Here is a 17,245-nt window from a genome sequence, read left to right on the forward strand (position 1 = left end):
GGAGCCGATGAGCGGGATGTCCGGCTTCAGGCGCAGCAGATACGGGACACCACCGATGTGGTCCTCGTGTCCGTGCGTGAGGACGATGCCCTCGACGTCGTCGAGGCGGTCCCGGATGGTTGTGAAGTCCGGAAGGATCAGGTCGATGCCCGGCTGTTCCTCTTCGGGGAAGAGGACACCGCAGTCGACGATGAGCAGGCGACCGCCGTACTCGAACACCGTCATGTTGCGGCCGATTTCGCCGAGGCCGCCCAGGGGGGTGACCCGCAGGCCGCCCTTCGGGAGCTTCGGCGGGGTGCCGAGTTCAGGATGCGGATGACTCAAAAGACTCTCCTTACCACGCGCGCCACGTACCGCTTGGGCACGTGGCGCGCATGTCATTCGTGCACTTGCTGTTGTCTTTGGTGTTGCTGGGTTGCGAACGTTCTCGCGTATTCAGTTGTGAAGTCTGTGGTTACAGCTGTACCCCACCGGCGGCGAGATCGATCTTGAGCTGTGCCGTTTCCTGTGCGCTGAGTTCCACCATGGGGAGGCGCAGCGGGCCCGCCGGGAGGCCCTGGAGGGTCAGTGCGGCCTTGGTGGTGATCACACCCTGCGTACGGAACATCCCTGTGAAGACCGGCAGCAGCTTCTGGTGGATCTCCGTGGCCTTCTGCACGTCTCCGCCGAGGTGGGCCTCGATGAGGGCCCGCAGGTCCGGGGTGACGACATGGCCGACGACCGAGACGAAGCCGACCGCACCGACCGAAAGGAGCGGCAGATTCAGCATGTCGTCGCCGGAGTACCAGGCCAGACCGGACTGCGCGATGGCCCAGCTGGCCCTGCCGAGGTCACCCTTGGCGTCCTTGTTGGCCACGATGCGCGGGTGCTCGGACAGCCGGACCAGGGTCTCTGTGTCGATCGGCACACCGCTGCGGCCGGGAATGTCGTAGAGCATCACCGGCAGACCGGTGGAGTCCGCGATCGCCGTGAAGTGACGCAGGAGGCCTTCCTGCGGCGGCTTGTTGTAGTACGGGGTGACCGCGAGGAGGCCGTGGGCGCCGGTGCGCTCGGCCGTACGGGCAAGCTCGACGCTGTGGCGGGTGTCATTGGTGCCGATGCCGGCGACGACGTGCGCCCGGTCGCCGACCGCCTCCAGGACAGCCCTTACGAGCTGGTCTTTCTCCGCGTCGCTGGTGGTCGGGGACTCGCCGGTGGTGCCGTTGATGATCAGGCCGTCATTGCCTGCGTCCACCAGGTGGGTGGCGAGCCGCTGGGCGCCGTCGAGGTCGAGTGCACCGTCCGCCGTGAAGGGCGTGACCATAGCGGTGAGGACCCGCCCGAAGGGGGTCTGCGGAGTGGAGATCGGAGCCATGGGTACCACGCTACTCGTTGCTCGGCGCCCGGTGTCCCCTCGGGGGGACAAGCAAGAGGAGCCCGGCACTGCCTGCTCGGGGGTTCAAGCAGTGCCGGGTCCGTTTGATCAGCCTAGATGAACTTCACGAAACGCCGCAATACGGACACCGCTTACGGGGCAACGCGTCCATTCTTGTTGAAGGCTGCATGGGTGAGCGGCATGAGCCGCGCCCAGTGGGCCTCCATCTGCTCGCCGACCATCTCGATCTCCCGCTGCGGGAACGACGGAACCTTCGCGAGCTCGTGCTGGGTGCGCAGTCCCAGGAAGTGCATCAGCGAGCGGGCGTTGCACGTGGCGTACATCGAGGAGAACAGGCCGACCGGGAGGACGGCGCGGGCGACCTCGCGGGCCACGCCGGCCGCCAGCATCTCCTGGTAGGCGTCGTATGCCCGGCGGTAGGAGTCCTCCATGGCACGGCCGGTGAGCTCCGCCTGCGCCTCCGTGCCCTCGACGAACTCGTACTTGCCGGGCCGGCCCTGCTGGACGAGCTTGCGGGTCTCACCGGGGACGTAGAAGACCGGCTCCAGCTCCCGGTAGCGGCCCGATTCCTCGTTGTACGACCAACCGACGCGGTGCCGCATGAACTCGCGGAACACGAAGATCGGGGCGCTGATGAAGAAGGTCATCGAGTTGTGCTCGAACGGGCTTCCGTGCCGGTCACGCATCAGATAATTGATGAGCCCCTTGGAGCGCTCAGGATCCTTGGTGACCTCTTCGAGGGACTGTTCACCGACCGTCGATACACGGGCGGCGAACAGCACGTCGGAGTCGCCGGCGGCATGTTTCACCAGGTCAACGGTGACATCGCTGCGGAAGCTGGGCTTTGCGGGCTCGGGGGTCTCGGTCACCGGCGGGGTCCTTCCAATGGCGTCGCTCGGGCGGCGCCCACTCTACGGGCCGCCACTGACAGAGCGGCCCGCACCGCCCTTCCGGGGATTTCTTCGACTGATCCGGCGATTCGGGGCACCGATCGGGCCCGCCGTGCGTCTGACTCATTAGCACCACCCGAAACAGAGTTCAAGGAGAGTTACCTCATGTTCCGCCGGCGTGAATCCGTCCCGTTCTCGTTCGTAGCCGAGGCCGACCGGTTCCGCAGTAATGTCACGCCGCCCCCGCGGGAGCGCGCTTCCCTCTCCGAGAAGGCGGGCCGCGCCCTGACCGGCATGGCCGTGGTCGCCGGACTGGCCGGATCGCTGCTGCTCGGCCTGCCCGCCCTGGGGCCCGAGCAGTCACCGCTGCACGACCAGCAGACCGAGGCCGCACAGGCTCGGTGACCCGACCGGACCCCCTGGGGTGGCCCGGCCGGTAGCCTCCTCGGTAGCCTCACCGGGCACAGCAATCGAGCGTGCTTGTGAGTGAGGATCAGTCGTGCCCCTGCCCTTTCTGACGGCCGACCGCGCATTTGACGCGAGCGCTGAGGACGTCGCGCTGCCGTTCGACGACCACGACAGCTGGCGGCGTCCCTACCGCCCCGGGCCCTGGCGTGTCGCGGCCGCGGCCGGTTTGCTGCTGCTTGCCTCGTTCATCTTGTTCGCCGGGATGATCACGGCGTTCGCCGGAGCGATCCCCGGGGCCGGGGCATGTCTGGCCCTTGCCCTCGCGGTGATCATCTGCGCCCTGCGGATGCTGCGGATCGGAGCCTGGGTGAGCCGGCACGGTGTGCGTCGGGTGGGCTTCTTCCGTACGACGACTGTGCCGTGGAACCGCGCCGCCGCGGTGCGTACGGTGCAGCAGCCGGTGAAGTGGCTCGGCTTCCCGCGCACGGTACAGGGCCAGGCCCTGATCGTGGTGCGCAAAGGCGGGGACGCGGTGCCGCCACTGCTCACGGACTCCAACGCTGACTTCCTGGCGCGCGGTGAGGCGTTCGACAGGGCCGCCGACACGATCGAGGCGTGGGGGGACGAGTACCGGCAGCCCTGAGGTCGCATCCGCCCCTGCATCAGCACGACAGGACCGTCCGGCACTCGGGAGAGTGCCGGACGGTCCTGTCGTGCTGGAGGGCCCTCAGCTGCCGGACGGGGCCGGTGTGCGGCTGTGGTGGAGGGCGATGGCGCGCTGCATGGCCTTACGGGCCCGGGGTGTGTCCCGGGCGTCCTGGTAGGCGACGGCGAGGCGGAACCAGCAGCGCCAGTCGTCCGGCGTGTCCTCCGTCTCCTCCCGGCGGCGGGCGAACACCGCGTCGGCGGAGTCCCGGTCGATGCGCCCACTCGGGGTACGGACCAGTTCGTCGACGGGCAGGCCGCCCTCGGCGTCGAGTTCGGCGGCCAGGGCGTTGGCCCTGCGGACGAACTGGGTGTTCTTCCAGAGGAACCAGATGCCGATCGCAGGAAGGATCAGCACGGCGACGCCGAAGGTCACCGTGAGCAGCGTGCCGTGCTTGATGAGCAGGACACCTCGGCTGCCGACCAGGACGAAGTAGAAGACCAGGACGGCAGCGGTGACGACGTAAGTGATCTTTGCGCGCATGGCGGTGGGCTCAGTCAGTTCAGGTCGAGGAAGTTTTCCAGGCCGAACGTGAGGCCGGGAGTGGTCACCACGCGGCGGGCGCCGAGCAGGATGCCCGGCATGAAGCTGCTGTGGTGCAGGGAATCGTGCCGGATGGTGAGGGTCTCGCCCTCTCCCCCGAGCAGCACCTCCTGGTGGGCCAGGAGGCCGCGGAGCCGGACCGAGTGGACGGGGATGCCGTCCACATCGGCCCCGCGCGCGCCGTCCAGTGCCGTCGCGGTCGCATCGGGCTGGGGCGCGCAGCCCGCCTCGCGGCGGGCCTCGGCGATCAGCTGAGCGGTGCGGGCGGCGGTGCCGGAGGGGGCATCGGCCTTGTTGGGGTGGTGGAGCTCGATGACCTCGACCGACTCGAAGTACCGTGCGGCCTGCTGCGCGAACTTCATGGTGAGGACCGCACCGATGGAGAAGTTCGGCGCGATGAGCACACCGGTCCCCTGCGAGCCGGCGAGCCAGGTGTTGAGCTGCGCGAGCCGTTCGTCGGTCCAGCCGGTGGTACCGACCACGGCGTGGATGCCGTGCCGGACGCAGAAGTCGAGGTTGTCCATCACCGACGTGGGAGTGGTGAGCTCGACGGCGACCTGGGCCCCGGAGTCCGTGAGGGTCTCCAGCTTGTCGCCCCGGCCGAGCGCGGCCACCAGCTCCATGTCGTCGGCGGCCTCGACCGCTCGTACCGCCTCGGAGCCGATACGGCCCCCGGCGCCGAGAACGGCTACGCGCAGCTTGCTCATTGCTCTGCTTCCTTACACGAGGATTTAGGAGACCGCTTCGTCGAGGCGGTCGGCCTGCTTGTCCTTGAGCGGGCCGATGACGGAGAGCGAGGGGCGATGTCCGAGGACCTCTCCCGCCACCGCCCGGACATCGTCCGGCGTCACCTGCGCGATGCGGGACAGCATGTCGTCGACCGACATCTGCTCGCCCCAGCACAGTTCGCTCTTGCCGATCCGGTTCATCAGGGCGCCGGTGTCCTCAAGGCCGAGGACCGTGGAGCCGGAGAGCTGGCCGATCGCGCGGCTGATCTCCTCGTCGCCGAGTCCGTCCGACGCGACGCGGTCGAGCTCGTCGCGGCAGATCTTGAGGACGTCGTGGACCTGGCTGGGCCGGCAGCCCGCGTACACGCCGAAGAGCCCGCAGTCGGCGAAGCCCGAGGTGTACGAGTAGACGCTGTAGGCGAGGCCGCGCTTCTCCCGCACCTCCTGGAAGAGGCGGGAGCTCATGCCGCCGCCGAGGGCGGTGTTGAGTACGCCGAGCGCCCAGCGGCGCTCGTCGGTGCGGGCCAGTCCCGGCATGCCGAGGACCACGTGGGCCTGTTCGGTCTTGCGGTTCTGCAGCTCGACCCGGCCCGCGGTGCGCAGCGTCCGGGAACCCTCGCGCGGCGCCGTCGGAACGGCGTCGGTGCGCGAGAGTGCTCCGGCGCGCTCGAAGGCCTTGCGGACCTGGCGTACGACCGTGGCGTGGTCGACGTTGCCTGCTGCGGCGACGACCAGGTGCGTGGGGTCGTAGTGCTTCTTGTAGAAGCGGGCGATCTGGCCGCGGTTCAGGGCGTTGATCGTGTCGACCGTGCCGAGGACGGGGCGGCCCAGCGGGGTGTCGCCGAGCATGGTGTGCGCGAACAGGTCGTGCACGCAGTCGCCCGGGTCGTCCTCCGTCATCGCGATCTCTTCGAGGATGACGCCGCGTTCCGCGTCGACGTCCTCGGAGGCGATCAGGGAGCCGGTCAGCATGTCGCAGACGATGTCGATGGCCAGCGGCAGGTCCGTGTCGAGGACCCGCGCGTAGTAGCAGGTGTACTCCTTCGCCGTGAAGGCGTTCATCTCGCCGCCGACCGCGTCGATCGCGGACGAGATGTCGAGGGCGCTGCGCTTGGCGGTGCCCTTGAAGAGGAGGTGTTCGAGGTAGTGGGTCGCGCCGTTCAGTGTCGGGGTCTCGTCGCGGGATCCGACGTTGGCCCAGATGCCGAAGGTGGCGGAGCGTACGGAGGGCAGCGTCTCGGTGACGACGCGCAGGCCGCCGGGGAGGACGGTGCGGCGGACCGTGCCGATGCCGTTGGTGCCCTTGAGAAGCGTTTGGGTACGGGCGACGGCCCGCCCCTCCGAGGAGGGGCGGGCCGTCGTCGCGGAACTACGGGACGTCACTTGTCGGTGTCGTCCTTCTTCTCGTCCTCTTCACCCTCGACAACGGGGATGAGGGAGAGCTTGCCGCGGGAGTCGATCTCCGCGATCTCGACCTGGACCTTGGCGCCGACGCCGAGCACGTCCTCGACGTTCTCCACGCGCTTGCCACCGGCGAGCTTGCGGATCTGCGAGATGTGCAGCAGGCCGTCCTTGCCGGGCATCAGGGAGACGAAGGCACCGAAGGTGGTGGTCTTGACGACCGTACCCAGGTAGCGCTCGCCGACCTCCGGCATGGTCGGGTTGGCGATCGCGTTGATCGTGGCGCGCGCGGCCTCGGCCTGCGAGCCCTGCTGGGCACCGATGTAGATGGTGCCGTCGTCCTCGATCGTGATGTCGGCGCCGGTGTCCTCCTGGATCTGGTTGATCATCTTGCCCTTGGGGCCGATGACCTCACCGATCTTGTCCACCGGGATCTTGACGGTGATGATCCGCGGGGCGTTCGGGGACATCTCGTCCGGGACGTCGATGGCCTCGTTCATCACGTCGAGGATGTGGAGGCGCGCGTCGCGGGCCTGCTTCAGCGCGGCGGCCAGGACCGAGGCGGGGATGCCGTCGAGCTTGGTGTCGAGCTGGAGCGCGGTGACGAACTGCTTCGTACCGGCGACCTTGAAGTCCATGTCACCGAACGCGTCCTCGGCACCGAGGATGTCGGTGAGGGCGACGTAGTGCGTCTTGCCGTCGATCTCCTGCGAGATCAGGCCCATGGCGATGCCGGCGACGGCGGCCTTGAGGGGCACACCGGCGTTCAGCAGGGACATGGTGGAGGCGCAGACCGAGCCCATGGACGTCGAGCCGTTGGAGCCCAGCGCCTCGGAGACCTGGCGGATCGCGTAGGGGAACTCCTCGCGCGACGGCAGCACCGGCACGATGGCGCGCTCGGCGAGCGCACCGTGGCCGATCTCACGGCGCTTGGGCGAGCCCACGCGGCCGGTCTCACCGACGGAGTACGGCGGGAAGTTGTAGTTGTGCATGTAGCGCTTGCGGGTCACCGGGGAAAGGGTGTCCAGCTGCTGCTCCATCCGGAGCATGTTGAGGGTGGTGACGCCCAGGATCTGGGTCTCGCCACGCTCGAACAGCGCCGAGCCGTGCACGCGCGGGATGGCCTCGACCTCGGCGGCGAGCGTACGGATGTCCGTGACGCCGCGGCCGTCGATGCGGACCTTGTCCTTGATGACGCGCTCGCGGACCAGCTTCTTGGTCAGCGCGCGGTAGGCACCGGAGATCTCCTTCTCGCGGCCCTCGAAGGCCGGGAGGAGCTTCTCGCCCGCGATTTCCTTGATGCGGTCGAGCTCCGCCTCGCGCTCCTGCTTGCCGGCGATGGTCAGCGCCTTGGAGAGCTCGGTGCTGACGGCCTTGGTGAGCGCCTCCAGGACGTCGTCCTGGTAGTCGAGGAAGACCGGGAACTCACCGGTGGGCTTGGCGGCCTTGGCGGCGAGGTCGGACTGGGCCTTGCAGAGCGCCTTGATGAAGGGCTTCGCGGCTTCCAGACCGGCGGCGACGACCTCTTCGGTCGGGGCTTCGGCGCCGTCCTTGACGAGCTGGATGGTCTTCTCGGTGGCCTCGGCCTCGACCATCATGATCGCGACGTCGCCGTCCTCGAGGACGCGACCGGCGACGACCATGTCGAAGACGGCGTCCTCGAGCTCGGTGTGCGTCGGGAAGGCGACCCACTGGCCCTTGATCAGGGCGACGCGGGTGGCGCCGATCGGGCCGGAGAAGGGCAGGCCCGCCAGGATCGTGGACGCGGAGGCGGCGTTGATCGCGACCACGTCGTACAGGTGGTCGGGGTTGAGCGCCATGATCGTCTCGACGATCTGGATCTCGTTGCGCAGGCCCTTCTTGAAGGAGGGGCGCAGCGGGCGGTCGATCAGGCGGCAGGTGAGGATCGCGTCCTCGGAGGGGCGGCCCTCCCGGCGGAAGAAGGAGCCGGGGATCTTGCCTGCGGCGTACTGCCGCTCCTCGACGTCCACCGTGAGGGGGAAGAAGTCGAGCTGGTCCTTGGGCCGCTTGGAAGCGGTGGTGGCCGACAGCACCATGGTGTCGTCGTCCAGGTACGCGACGGCGGAGCCGGCGGCCTGCTTGGCCAGGCGGCCCGTCTCGAAGCGGATGGTGCGGGTGCCGAAGGTTCCGTTGTCGATAACGGCCTCGGCGTAGTGGGTCTCGTTCTCCACTAGTGATTTCTCCATACTCGTCGTCTTTCGTCCTGGCGCCCGTGTGGCGCAGGACGGTACGGAGAGGCGCACCGTGTGTGCGGGGCCGGTCTTCGATCGAAGCTCCCGGGCGTTGTCCCGGGGGCCACTACCGAGGACCGGCGGCGGCCGTGGCGCGCCTCTCCTCGTCTGTTGTTGTACGTCCAGGTTACTGAGGTTGCCCCCGGTACCGCACGTACGGCAAAGGGAGCGGCCCCCTAGAAGTGGGAACCGCTCCCTCTCACAGCGTCCTTACTTGGCGCCGCCGGCCGCGCCACGGCGGATGCCGAGGCGGTCGACGAGCGCACGGAAGCGCTGGATGTCCTTCTTGGCCAGGTACTGCAGGAGGCGGCGACGCTGGCCGACCAGGATCAGCAGACCACGACGGGAGTGGTGGTCGTGCTTGTGCGTCTTGAGGTGCTCCGTCAGGTCCGAGATGCGGCGCGAAAGCATGGCGACCTGAACCTCGGGGGAACCGGTGTCGCCCTCCTTCTGCGCGAACTCGGTCATGATCTGCTTCTTCGTAGCGGCGTCGAGCGGCACGCGGTACTCCTCTTGGTGTTCGATGCGCCCACGAGTGCCCCTGGTCTTGATCTCAGGGGAGCTTGAGTGACTCGGGAGCGAAGGTCCGATGAGCGCAGCTCCCAGAATCAACCGGGAACGCGTACACAAACGGCCACAGCCAGACTACCAGCCGTCCGGAGCGGCCCCGACGGGCCTCAGCCGGTGAGGGCCCTGGCGCGCGCGAAGACGTCGAGGACCGCCAGGCAGAGCGGGACCAGGGAGAGCAGGAGCAGTCCCTCCGCCAGGTCCAGGATCCGGCCCCAGAGGGGGGCGAGCCCCTTGCCGGGAACGGTGAGTCCGGCCGCGGCCAGGAGGGAGGCACCGGCGGCGACGGCCGCGGAGAGCCAGACCGTACGGACGTCGGTGGAGCCGCGGTCTCCGTCCCCCGCGAGCACCGCCACCACGTCGGCGGGCGGGTTCAGGGCGAGTCCGAGGATCAGCAGGGCGAGGGCGCCGAGGCCCGCCACGAGCACGCAGACGACCTGAGAGGTGTAGCGGAAGAGGCGGGCGCGCAGCAGCATGGCCAGTCCGGCGGTCAGGGCGAGGAGCTGTCCCCAGGCGTCGCCCGAGAAGCCGAGCACCGCGGCGGACGCGACGACGAGGGCCGCGCATCCGCCGACGAGGCCGAGCAGGAGTTCGTGGCCGCGCCGCGCGCGGTCCGCGGCGTGCCGGGCGTCGATGGGGGCGTCCCGGCGGCCGGCGTCCGGTTCGGCGAAGGGGTCGTCGTAGCCCGTGGGTGCGGGGTCCTGGGGGGTGTGTCCGATGGGGAGGCGGGCGAAGCGGGCCGAGAGACCGGGCAGGAAGGCGACGAGCCCGATGGCGGCCGGGGCGCAGACGGCGGCTGCCTCGGCGGCCGAGGACTCGGTGAGGACTGCGGCGAAGGCCGCCAGGGTGCCCGCCGCGGCGAGGAGGGCCGATGCGACGAAGGGGGCGTCGCCGCTCGGGGCGGCCGCGACCAGGACGACCGAGGCGGCCAGCAGGGCGACACAGCCGAGCAGGAGCTGGAGCGGGCCGGGTCCCTGGCCGGCGTCCGGGCCGAGGATGCCGGTGCCCGCGATGAGGACGAGGGGCAGGGCGCCGAGGCCGAGCGCGACGGCCGGGCCCCGGTCCCCGTAGACCCGGGCGCGCACCCCGGCGAACGCGATGAGCAGCACTGCGGCGGCGCCCGCGATGACACCGGGCGGGCCGTGCATGTCGTGGCGGAGCGGGTCGGCGAACCAGAGGACGCAGCCCATCAGGGTGTACAGCAGTGCCGCCCCAGCCGGACCGGCGCCGCGCAGCAGGTCGTCGCTCCACAGGTGGCGGTCGCGGCTGACGGCCGAGGCGACGGCGTCCGAGACGTCGTCGAACACGGCGGGTGGCAGTGATTCGGCGAAGGGGCGCAGGCTGAGGATCTCGCCGTCGAGCACCTGCTGGGCGGCGAGGGTGCGGTCGACGTCGAGGACGGTGCCGTCGCCTCGTACGAGGTGGTGTCCGGTAGGAGTGGCGACGGCCTGGGTCCGGCCGGTGAGGCGGAGGATCTGCGGGCAGACGTCGGCGACGGCGAGATCCGCGGGCAGCGCGACATCGATCCGGCTGTCCGGCGCCACGACAGTGACGCGGCAGAAACCGGTCGCGGCGGTGGTACTCACGTGTCTGGTCCCCCTGTTCCGCAATTGCGCATGATGAGCGCGCAACCCTACCGGAACGGATGAATCCCGGAATCTACCCAAGAGTCCGGCACATAGGATCGCGGTCGCGCGGAGGTCCAGTCCGTGGGCGGAGGCGGCCACGGGGGCGCCGGTGCGGCACCGCCCGGCCTCCGGTCCGTCCGTTCCGAGGGATTGATGCACCGGTGAGCCAGATCGTCGTGAAGCGACCGCCGCGGGCCCTGCCGCCTGAACTCCCCACGGTCCCGCTGGCGTTGAAGGCACCGCCTCCACTGCCACGCGGGCGGCGCGAGGGTGTGCTGATGCAGGTCCTGCCGATGCTCGGCATGGGTTCGTCGGTGGTCTTCTTCTTCTCGCCACAGGCACCGCCGTTCATGCGGATCATGGGTGTGCTGATGCTGGTGTCGACGCTCGCGATGGCGGTCGCCCAGCTGGTCCGTCACCGGCGCGGTGCGCAGGGGCAGTTGGCGGACACCCGGCGCGACTACCTCGCGTACCTGGCGCATACCCGGCGTGCGGTGCGCCGGACGGCGCGCGCCCAGCGTGATGCGCAGTGGTATCTGCACCCCGGCCCCGATCAGCTGTGGTCGGTGGTGGCCGAGGGTGTCCGGGTCTGGGAACGGCGGTCGGGCGACCAGGACTTCGGGCAGGTACGGATCGGACTCGGGGCTCAGGCACTGTCGACGCCCCTGTCGGCGCCGGAGACCGATCCGGCGGAGGAGACGGAGCCGGTGTGCGCGGCGGCGCTGCGGCGGTTCCTGGCCGCACACGGCGCGTTGCAAGGACTGCCGGTGACGTTCCCGGTGCGCGCGTTCCCCCGGGTGACGGTGTGCGGTCTGCCGGAGACGGCGCAGGCGGTGGCGCGGGCGATGGTGGCCCAGTTGGTGACGCTGCACTCGCCCGATGACCTGGTGGTCGCCGTCGTGGCGGGTCCGGATGCGGTGGCCCGCTGGGACTGGACGAAGTGGCTGCCGCACACGCAGGTACCGGGCCAGGAGGACGGGGCCGGTTCCAGGCGGTTGTTCGCGGTGGACCAGGCGGACCTGGAGCCCTTACTGGCCGGCCTGCTGGAGGGGCGGCCGCGGTTCGGCCGGGAGAGCGGGCCGCTGCTGGACCAGCCGCACATCGTGGTGGTGCTCGACGGCGGACGGGCGGCACCCGACGCGCTGTTGGCGACGCCCGAGGGACTGCAGGGCGTGACCGTCGTCGAGGTGGTGCGGGGTGAGCCCGCCACCCCCCGCGGCGGCCTCACCGTGATGGTGCGGCCGGGACTGCTGCGGATGGAGTCGGGTGCGGACACGGCGTACGAGGGCGTGCCGGACGGCATCTCGACGGCCGCGGCCGAGGCGTTGGCCCGGCAGCTGGCGCCGCTGCGGACGGGCGGCGGCAAGGACGGCGAACCGCTGCTGTCCGATCTGGACTTCACCGAACTGCTGAACCTCGGCGACGCGGACGCCGTCGATGTGGCGCGCACCTGGCGGCCGCGGCCGGTCTCCGAACGGCTGCGGGTGCCGATCGGGGTCGGCGATGACGGGCTGCCGGTGATGCTGGACCTCAAGGAGGCGGCGCAGGACGGCATGGGGCCGCACGGGCTGTGCATCGGCGCGACGGGGTCCGGCAAGTCGGAGCTGCTGCGGACGCTGGTGCTGGGGCTCGCGGTCACCCACCCTTCCGAGACCCTGAACTTCGTGCTCGCGGACTTCAAGGGCGGGGCGACGTTCAGCGGTATGTCGCAGCTGCCGCACGTGGCCGCGGTCATCACCAACCTGGCCGACGACCTGGCCCTCGTCGACCGGATGGGCGACGCGGTCCGCGGGGAGCTCCAGCGCCGGCAGGAGCTGCTGCGTTCGGCGGGCACCTATGCGAACGTCCACGACTACGAGAGGGCCCGGGCGGCCGGTGCGGCGTTGGAGCCGCTGGCCTCGCTGGTGCTGGTGATCGACGAGTTCTCCGAACTGCTCACCGCCAAGCCGGACTTCATCGACATGTTCATCCAGATCGGTCGCATCGGCCGGTCCCTGGGCGTGCACCTGCTGCTGGCCTCGCAGCGGCTGGAGGAGGGCCGCCTGCGCGGTCTGGACACGTACCTCTCGTACCGGATCGGGCTGCGGACCTTCTCGGCCGCCGAATCGCGGACGGCGCTGGGGGTACCGGACGCCTACCACCTGCCGGCGGTGCCGGGCTCGGGCTACCTCAGGGCCGGGACGGAGGAGATGACGCGGTTCAAGGCCGCCTATGTCTCGGGGGCGTACCGCACGGCCGCACCCGCCCCCGAGGCGGGGCAGGTGCCGGTCGCGCGGCGGGCCGCCCTGTTCCGTGCGATGCCGGTGCCGGTGCCTTCGGCGGAGTCGGAGGACGCCGCTAGGGTCCCGTCGGCCGGGCCGGTGCGGGAGGACGCGCTCGCGGACAGCGTGCTCGACGTGGTCGTGCGGCGGCTGGAGGGTCAGGGGGTTCCGGCCCACCAGGTGTGGCTGCCGCCGCTGGACCGGGCTCCGGCCCTGGACCAGCTGCTGCCGGGGCTCGCGGCGGCCGAGGGACGTGGGTTCACCGCCACGGAGTACACCCGGCCCGGCGGACTGACGGTCCCCCTCGGCCTGGTCGACAAGCCGTTCGAGCAGCGGCGCGAGGTGCTGTACCGCGACTTCTCCGGGGCGGCGGGGCATCTGATGGTGGTCGGCGGGCCGCAGTCGGGCAAATCGACGCTGCTGCGGACGTTGATCGCGTCGTTCGCGCTCACGCACACTCCGCAGGAGGCGCAGTTCTACGGACTCGACTTCGGCGGTGGCGGGCTCGCCCCGCTGGCGGAGCTGCCGCATGTGGGGCAGATCGCCTCACGGCTGGATCCGGAGCGGGTGCGGCGCACGGTCGCGGAGGTGGCGGGGGTACTGGCCCGGCGTGAGGAGTTCTTCCGCGCCGGGGGCATCGACTCCGTCGCCACCTACCGGCGGATGCGGGCTCTCGGTGAACTGCCCGGCGAGGCGTGGGGGGACGTGTTCCTGGTCATCGACGGCTGGGGCGGGTTCCGGACCGAGTACGAGTCGCTGGAGCCGGTCGTCACGGACCTCGCCGCGCGCGGCCTCGGCTACGGGGTCCACGTGGTGCTCTCGGCGGCGCGGTACATGGAGGTGCGAGCCGCGCTCAAGGACCAGATCCTCGGGCGGCTCGAACTGCGGCTCGGTGACGTCATGGACTCCGAGTTCGACCGGAAGGTCGCCGCCCGGGTGCCTCCCGGAGTGCCCGGCCGCGGCCAGGTGGCGGAGAGGCTGCACTTCATGGCCGCGCTGCCGCGCATCGACTCGGTCACCGAGGCGACGGACCTGGCGGACGCGACCGCCGCGCTCGTCGGCACGGTGCGGGCGAACTGGGCGGGCGCGCCGGCACCCCGCGTACGGCTGCTGCCGCTCAGGCTGCCCGCGGAGCGGTTGCCGAAGGGGTCCGAGTTCCCTGACCGCGGCATCGCGATCGGGATCGCGGAGAGGGACCTGGAGCCGGTGTTCGTCGACTTCGACGCCGATCCGTTCTTCCTGGTCTTCGGCGAGAGCGAGTCGGGCAAGAGCAGTCTGCTGCGCCTGATCGCGAAGCGGATCGCGGAGCGGTACACCCCCGACGAAGCGAAACTCGTCGTCGGGGACTACCGGCGCGGGCTGCTGGGTGCGCTGCCGGAAAGTCATCTGCTGGAGTACGCGCCGACAGCGGATGCGCTGGGGACACACATGGAGGCGCTGGCCGGTGTGTTCGCCCGGCGCCGCCCCCCGGCGGACGTCACCCCGCGGCAACTGCGGGACCGCAGCTGGTGGACCGGACCGCAGATCTTCATCGTCGTCGATGACTACGACCTGGTGGCGACGGGCGCCGGGGGTCCGCTGGCCCCGCTGGCGGAGCATCTGCCGTTCGCCCGGGACACGGGGGTGCGCTTCGTCATCGCGCGCGGTTCGGCGGGCGCCTCGCGTGCGATGTACGAGACGTTCATGCAGCGGATCAAGGAGCTGGGGGCCCAGGGGGTGGTGCTGTCCGGCGATCCGGTCGAGGGCGACCTCATCGGGGCGGTGCGCGGGCACCCGATGCCGCCGGGGCGCGGGTACTTCGCCACCCGGCGACGAGGCAACCCGCTGGTGCAGACCGGATGGCTGGCGGAGCGGCCCTGAGGCGGGCAGCGGGGTGCGGGCCGGCGTCATGGAGCACAGATGGGCGCCGTTCGCCGGGGAACCGCGGACACGGCCTGAGGCCGCGGCGCTGCCTGTACGGTGCCGTGCAGAGCCACGTACGGAGAGGAGCCCTGGACCATGGGCACGCAGGCGGAGAAGGACGAGCTGTACGCACTCGACATCTCGGGGGTGGAATGGCTGAGCGCGCCCGGGACCGAGGAAGCGGAGGAGCGCGTCGAGATCGCGCATCTGCCCGGCGGTGCCGTGGCGATGAGGTCCTCACTCGATCCGGACACGGTGCTGCGGTACACGGAGGCCGAATGGCGTGCGTTCGTACTGGGTGCCCGGGACGGGGAGTTCGACCTGACGTAGGGACGGGGCGCCACGCGGGTGGGGCACGTTCACCGGAACGTGCCCCACCCGTTTTTCGGGCACGCACGATCAGGTGAACGTGCCCCGCCCGCCGCCCGGGCACGCACCATCCGGTGAACGTGCCCCCTCCCCGCCGGGCGCGGCTCCTGCCGCGCGTGTTCAGTACGCCTCGGTGAACAGGCGTGAGGACTTGAGGTCGGTGGCGCGGTAGTTGTCCTTGCCGGACTCGATGATCCTCGCGACGTGCTCCAGGCGGCCCTTCATGTCGTCGGCCTTGCCGCGGTACTTGTTCTGGAGCATCACGTACGCGGTGTGGGCCTCGCCGTCCCAGGTGTCGGTGACCACCTTGAGCGCGCCGTCCATCTCCTCCAGGTCGCGGCAGATGTTCTGCGACACCACGCGGATGCGGTTCGCCATCTCCTGGACGCTTTCGTACCTGACCTTGGTGTGCGGGTCGTGCCCCATCCGGTTTCTCCTCTGGCTCGGCTGCGGGGGAAGGCGAAGGGCGGTTCAGAGGCCGTTGAGCCCCGAGGCGCTGCCCGCCGAGGCAGGTGTCCGGACCGCGTTGAAGGCCGCGCGGACCTCCTCGTCGTTGGCGTTGCTGAGGTTTCGTGTGCTGCCCACCGCGTGGAGCAGCACGTTGAGCAGCCGGCGGATCACGTCGTGGTCCTCGTTGATCACGAGCTGTGCGGACGTGAACCCCGAGGCACCGACGCCGGTCCACCCCGCCCCGGCCGTCGCGAGGATGTCGGCGAGCTCCCTGGACTGCGCCGAGACCGCCTCGGCGGTTTTGACGATCTTGTTCCTGGCCTGGATGACCGGCTCGTCGGCAAGTCCGAAACCGCCCGCGGGGTTGGTCATGCGGAGGTCCTCTCTCCGTTCGCTTGGGGATGGGGGGCCAGGGGTAGTCGCATCAGCTCCGGCGCACCCTTCTGCCGGTTCCTGATCCCCGTCACCTCTGAAGTCCGCTTTCACCCTAGCCACTTCGCCCCCTCGTCCCGAGACGCCCCGACGGCGGGAGCGGCTTCGGTACGGGTCACCCGCGGCGCGGGGAGCGGCGCCTGCGGACGTCGCGCGCCACGGTCGCGACGCCGGCCACCGCGGCGACCAGAACGGCCGCCGCGGCCAGTGCGTAGGCCGCGTACCGCTTGCTGCGCTGCTTCGCGGTCTCCGACATCGCCAGGGGCGCGGGCTCGGGGGCCTGCACCCCGGCATGCGGCGCGTCCGGGTGGGGGGCGTCCTGCGGAGCATCGTCGCCGGACAGCGCGCGGACCGGGTCGACTACACCCCATCCGATGAAGTCGTCACGGCCGTTGACGGAGCGTTCCGCCGTCTGTTCGATACGGGCGATGATCTGCTCGCCCGTCCAGTGCGGGTACTTGGCCCGCATGAGCGCGACGACCCCGGTGACGTACGGCGCGGCGAAACTGGTGCCGCTGTCGGTGCACTGGCCGTTGCCCGGGACGGTGGAGACGATGTCGACCCCGGGTGCGGCGACCCCCACGAACTCCCCCGCCTGCGAGAAGGGTGCGCGTTCGTTGTTGCGGTCGGACGCGGCGACGGCGAGTACGCCGTCGAAGGCGGCGGGGTAGGTGCTTCTGCGTCTGCCGTCCATGCCGTCGTTGCCCGCGGCGGCGACCACCACGACGTCCTCGGCGATCGCCCGCGCCACCGCACGGCCCAGCAACGAGTCCTCGGTCAGCGGCCTCGTGGTGTCCTGGGAGATGTTGATGACGCGGGCGCCCTCGGCGATCGCGTGGTCGATCCCGGCGGCCATCGTGCTGTCCGAGCCGTTGTGCCGCCCGTCGTTCTGGCGGATCGGGATGACGGTGGCCTCGGGGGCCAGGCCGACGAAACCGGTGCCGGTGCGGGGCCGGGCGGCGATGATGCCGGCGACCTTGGTGCCGTGACCGGCTTCGTCCACGGTCCCGTCGCTCCCCCCGCCCGTGTAGTCGATGCCCGTCAGGGCGTCCACGGCTCCCCCGAGCTGAGGATTGGTGACGTCCACCCCGGTGTCGATGACGGCGACGCGGACCCCCTTGCCCCGTGTGTCCTGCCACAGTTCGTCGAGAAGCACGCGCTGAAGCGGCCACGGACGCCCCTCGAACTGCTTCGCCATCGGGAAGTCGCACTCGCCGCCGCCGTCCGCGTGCCAACCGCCCAGGTCCGGGACGGTGTACGCGGCCTGCGGTCCCGCGAGGGCGCCCAGCGCGACGGCGGCCGCCAGCAAGGCCCTTTTCCGGTACGGCATCGC

Annotated in this window: 16 protein-coding genes (1 of these 16 only partly in view); 4 read left to right on the forward strand and 12 right to left on the reverse strand. The window is 70.5% G+C overall.

Going from position 1 to position 17,245, the window contains the following annotated elements; all coding sequences use genetic code 11:
• From OG538_RS08995 to thyX, 3 genes are all read right to left on the reverse strand, one after another.
• Positions 1–324, reverse strand: partial view of a ribonuclease J gene (locus OG538_RS08995; protein ID WP_406091875.1) — the 5' end (the start) only. Its footprint begins 1,365 nt before the window's first position; the window shows 324 of its 1,689 coding nt (coding positions 1–324); its start codon is at positions 322–324; its stop codon lies beyond the left edge, outside the window.
• Positions 325–454: 130 nt separating this feature from the next.
• Positions 455–1,354, reverse strand: coding sequence for a 4-hydroxy-tetrahydrodipicolinate synthase (dapA, locus tag OG538_RS09000; protein WP_406091877.1), 900 nt, complete (start codon positions 1,352–1,354; stop codon positions 455–457).
• A 152-nt stretch (positions 1,355–1,506) separates the two neighbouring features.
• Positions 1,507–2,244 carry an FAD-dependent thymidylate synthase gene (thyX, locus tag OG538_RS09005; protein WP_406091879.1) on the reverse strand — a complete coding sequence of 246 codons (738 nt, stop codon included), beginning with the start codon at positions 2,242–2,244 and terminating at the stop codon, positions 1,507–1,509.
• 186 nt (positions 2,245–2,430) lie between these two features.
• Here thyX and OG538_RS09010 point away from each other — a divergent pair, with 186 nt between their 5' ends.
• The gene (locus OG538_RS09010) at positions 2,431–2,670 is read left to right on the forward strand and encodes a hypothetical protein (protein WP_406091881.1); all 240 of its coding nucleotides are present in this window, start codon (positions 2,431–2,433) and stop codon (positions 2,668–2,670) included.
• Positions 2,671–2,764: 94 nt separating this feature from the next.
• Positions 2,765–3,316, forward strand: coding sequence for a hypothetical protein (locus OG538_RS09015; RefSeq protein WP_406091883.1), 552 nt, complete (start codon positions 2,765–2,767; stop codon positions 3,314–3,316).
• A gap of 84 nt (positions 3,317–3,400) precedes the next feature.
• Here the strand turns inward: OG538_RS09015 and OG538_RS09020 are convergent, their stop codons facing one another.
• The 6 genes from OG538_RS09020 to eccD all read right to left on the reverse strand — a co-directional run bounded on the left by OG538_RS09020 (position 3,401) and on the right by eccD (position 10,456).
• On the reverse strand, positions 3,401–3,862 hold the full coding sequence (locus OG538_RS09020) for a hypothetical protein (RefSeq protein WP_406091885.1): 462 nt from the start codon (positions 3,860–3,862) through the stop codon (positions 3,401–3,403).
• Between the two features lie 14 nt (positions 3,863–3,876).
• Positions 3,877–4,629 carry a 4-hydroxy-tetrahydrodipicolinate reductase gene (gene dapB, locus OG538_RS09025; RefSeq protein WP_406091887.1) on the reverse strand — a complete coding sequence of 251 codons (753 nt, stop codon included), beginning with the start codon at positions 4,627–4,629 and terminating at the stop codon, positions 3,877–3,879.
• Between the two features lie 24 nt (positions 4,630–4,653).
• Complete coding sequence (locus OG538_RS09030; protein WP_406091889.1) at positions 4,654–6,033, reverse strand: M16 family metallopeptidase; 1,380 nt, start codon at positions 6,031–6,033, stop codon at positions 4,654–4,656.
• Positions 6,030–8,243 (reverse strand): polyribonucleotide nucleotidyltransferase, encoded by a 2,214-nt coding sequence (locus OG538_RS09035; RefSeq protein WP_406100033.1) that lies wholly within the window; start codon positions 8,241–8,243, stop codon positions 6,030–6,032. Before OG538_RS09035 ends, OG538_RS09030 begins: the two co-directional genes overlap by 4 nt.
• A 270-nt stretch (positions 8,244–8,513) precedes the next feature.
• The gene (gene rpsO / locus OG538_RS09040) at positions 8,514–8,804 is read right to left on the reverse strand and encodes a 30S ribosomal protein S15 (RefSeq protein WP_018551846.1); all 291 of its coding nucleotides are present in this window, start codon (positions 8,802–8,804) and stop codon (positions 8,514–8,516) included.
• A 176-nt stretch (positions 8,805–8,980) separates the two neighbouring features.
• A complete protein-coding gene (eccD, locus tag OG538_RS09045) occupies positions 8,981–10,456 on the reverse strand; it encodes a type VII secretion integral membrane protein EccD (protein ID WP_406091891.1) in 1,476 nt (491 codons plus the stop codon).
• A 203-nt stretch (positions 10,457–10,659) separates the two neighbouring features.
• On the opposite strand from eccD, the gene eccCa reads away from it, so the two are divergent.
• Both eccCa and OG538_RS09055 read left to right on the forward strand, forming a co-directional pair.
• Positions 10,660–14,619 carry a type VII secretion protein EccCa gene (gene eccCa / locus OG538_RS09050; protein ID WP_406091893.1) on the forward strand — a complete coding sequence of 1,320 codons (3,960 nt, stop codon included), beginning with the start codon at positions 10,660–10,662 and terminating at the stop codon, positions 14,617–14,619.
• 138 nt (positions 14,620–14,757) lie between these two features.
• A complete protein-coding gene (locus OG538_RS09055) occupies positions 14,758–14,991 on the forward strand; it encodes a DUF397 domain-containing protein (protein WP_148021251.1) in 234 nt (77 codons plus the stop codon).
• Positions 14,992–15,150: 159 nt separating this feature from the next.
• On the opposite strand, the gene OG538_RS09060 is transcribed toward OG538_RS09055, so the two are convergent.
• The 3 genes from OG538_RS09060 to mycP all read right to left on the reverse strand — a co-directional run bounded on the left by OG538_RS09060 (position 15,151) and on the right by mycP (position 17,242).
• Positions 15,151–15,456, reverse strand: coding sequence for a WXG100 family type VII secretion target (locus tag OG538_RS09060; RefSeq protein WP_406091895.1), 306 nt, complete (start codon positions 15,454–15,456; stop codon positions 15,151–15,153).
• Between the two features lie 45 nt (positions 15,457–15,501).
• A complete protein-coding gene (locus OG538_RS09065) occupies positions 15,502–15,852 on the reverse strand; it encodes a hypothetical protein (protein WP_406091897.1) in 351 nt (116 codons plus the stop codon).
• Between the two features lie 175 nt (positions 15,853–16,027).
• The gene (gene mycP, locus OG538_RS09070) at positions 16,028–17,242 is read right to left on the reverse strand and encodes a type VII secretion-associated serine protease mycosin (protein ID WP_406091899.1); all 1,215 of its coding nucleotides are present in this window, start codon (positions 17,240–17,242) and stop codon (positions 16,028–16,030) included.
• Positions 17,243–17,245: the final 3 nt, after the last annotated feature.

It is taken from the genome of Streptomyces sp. NBC_01013 (assembly GCF_045162765.1).
Classification (GTDB): domain Bacteria; phylum Actinomycetota; class Actinomycetes; order Streptomycetales; family Streptomycetaceae; genus Streptomyces.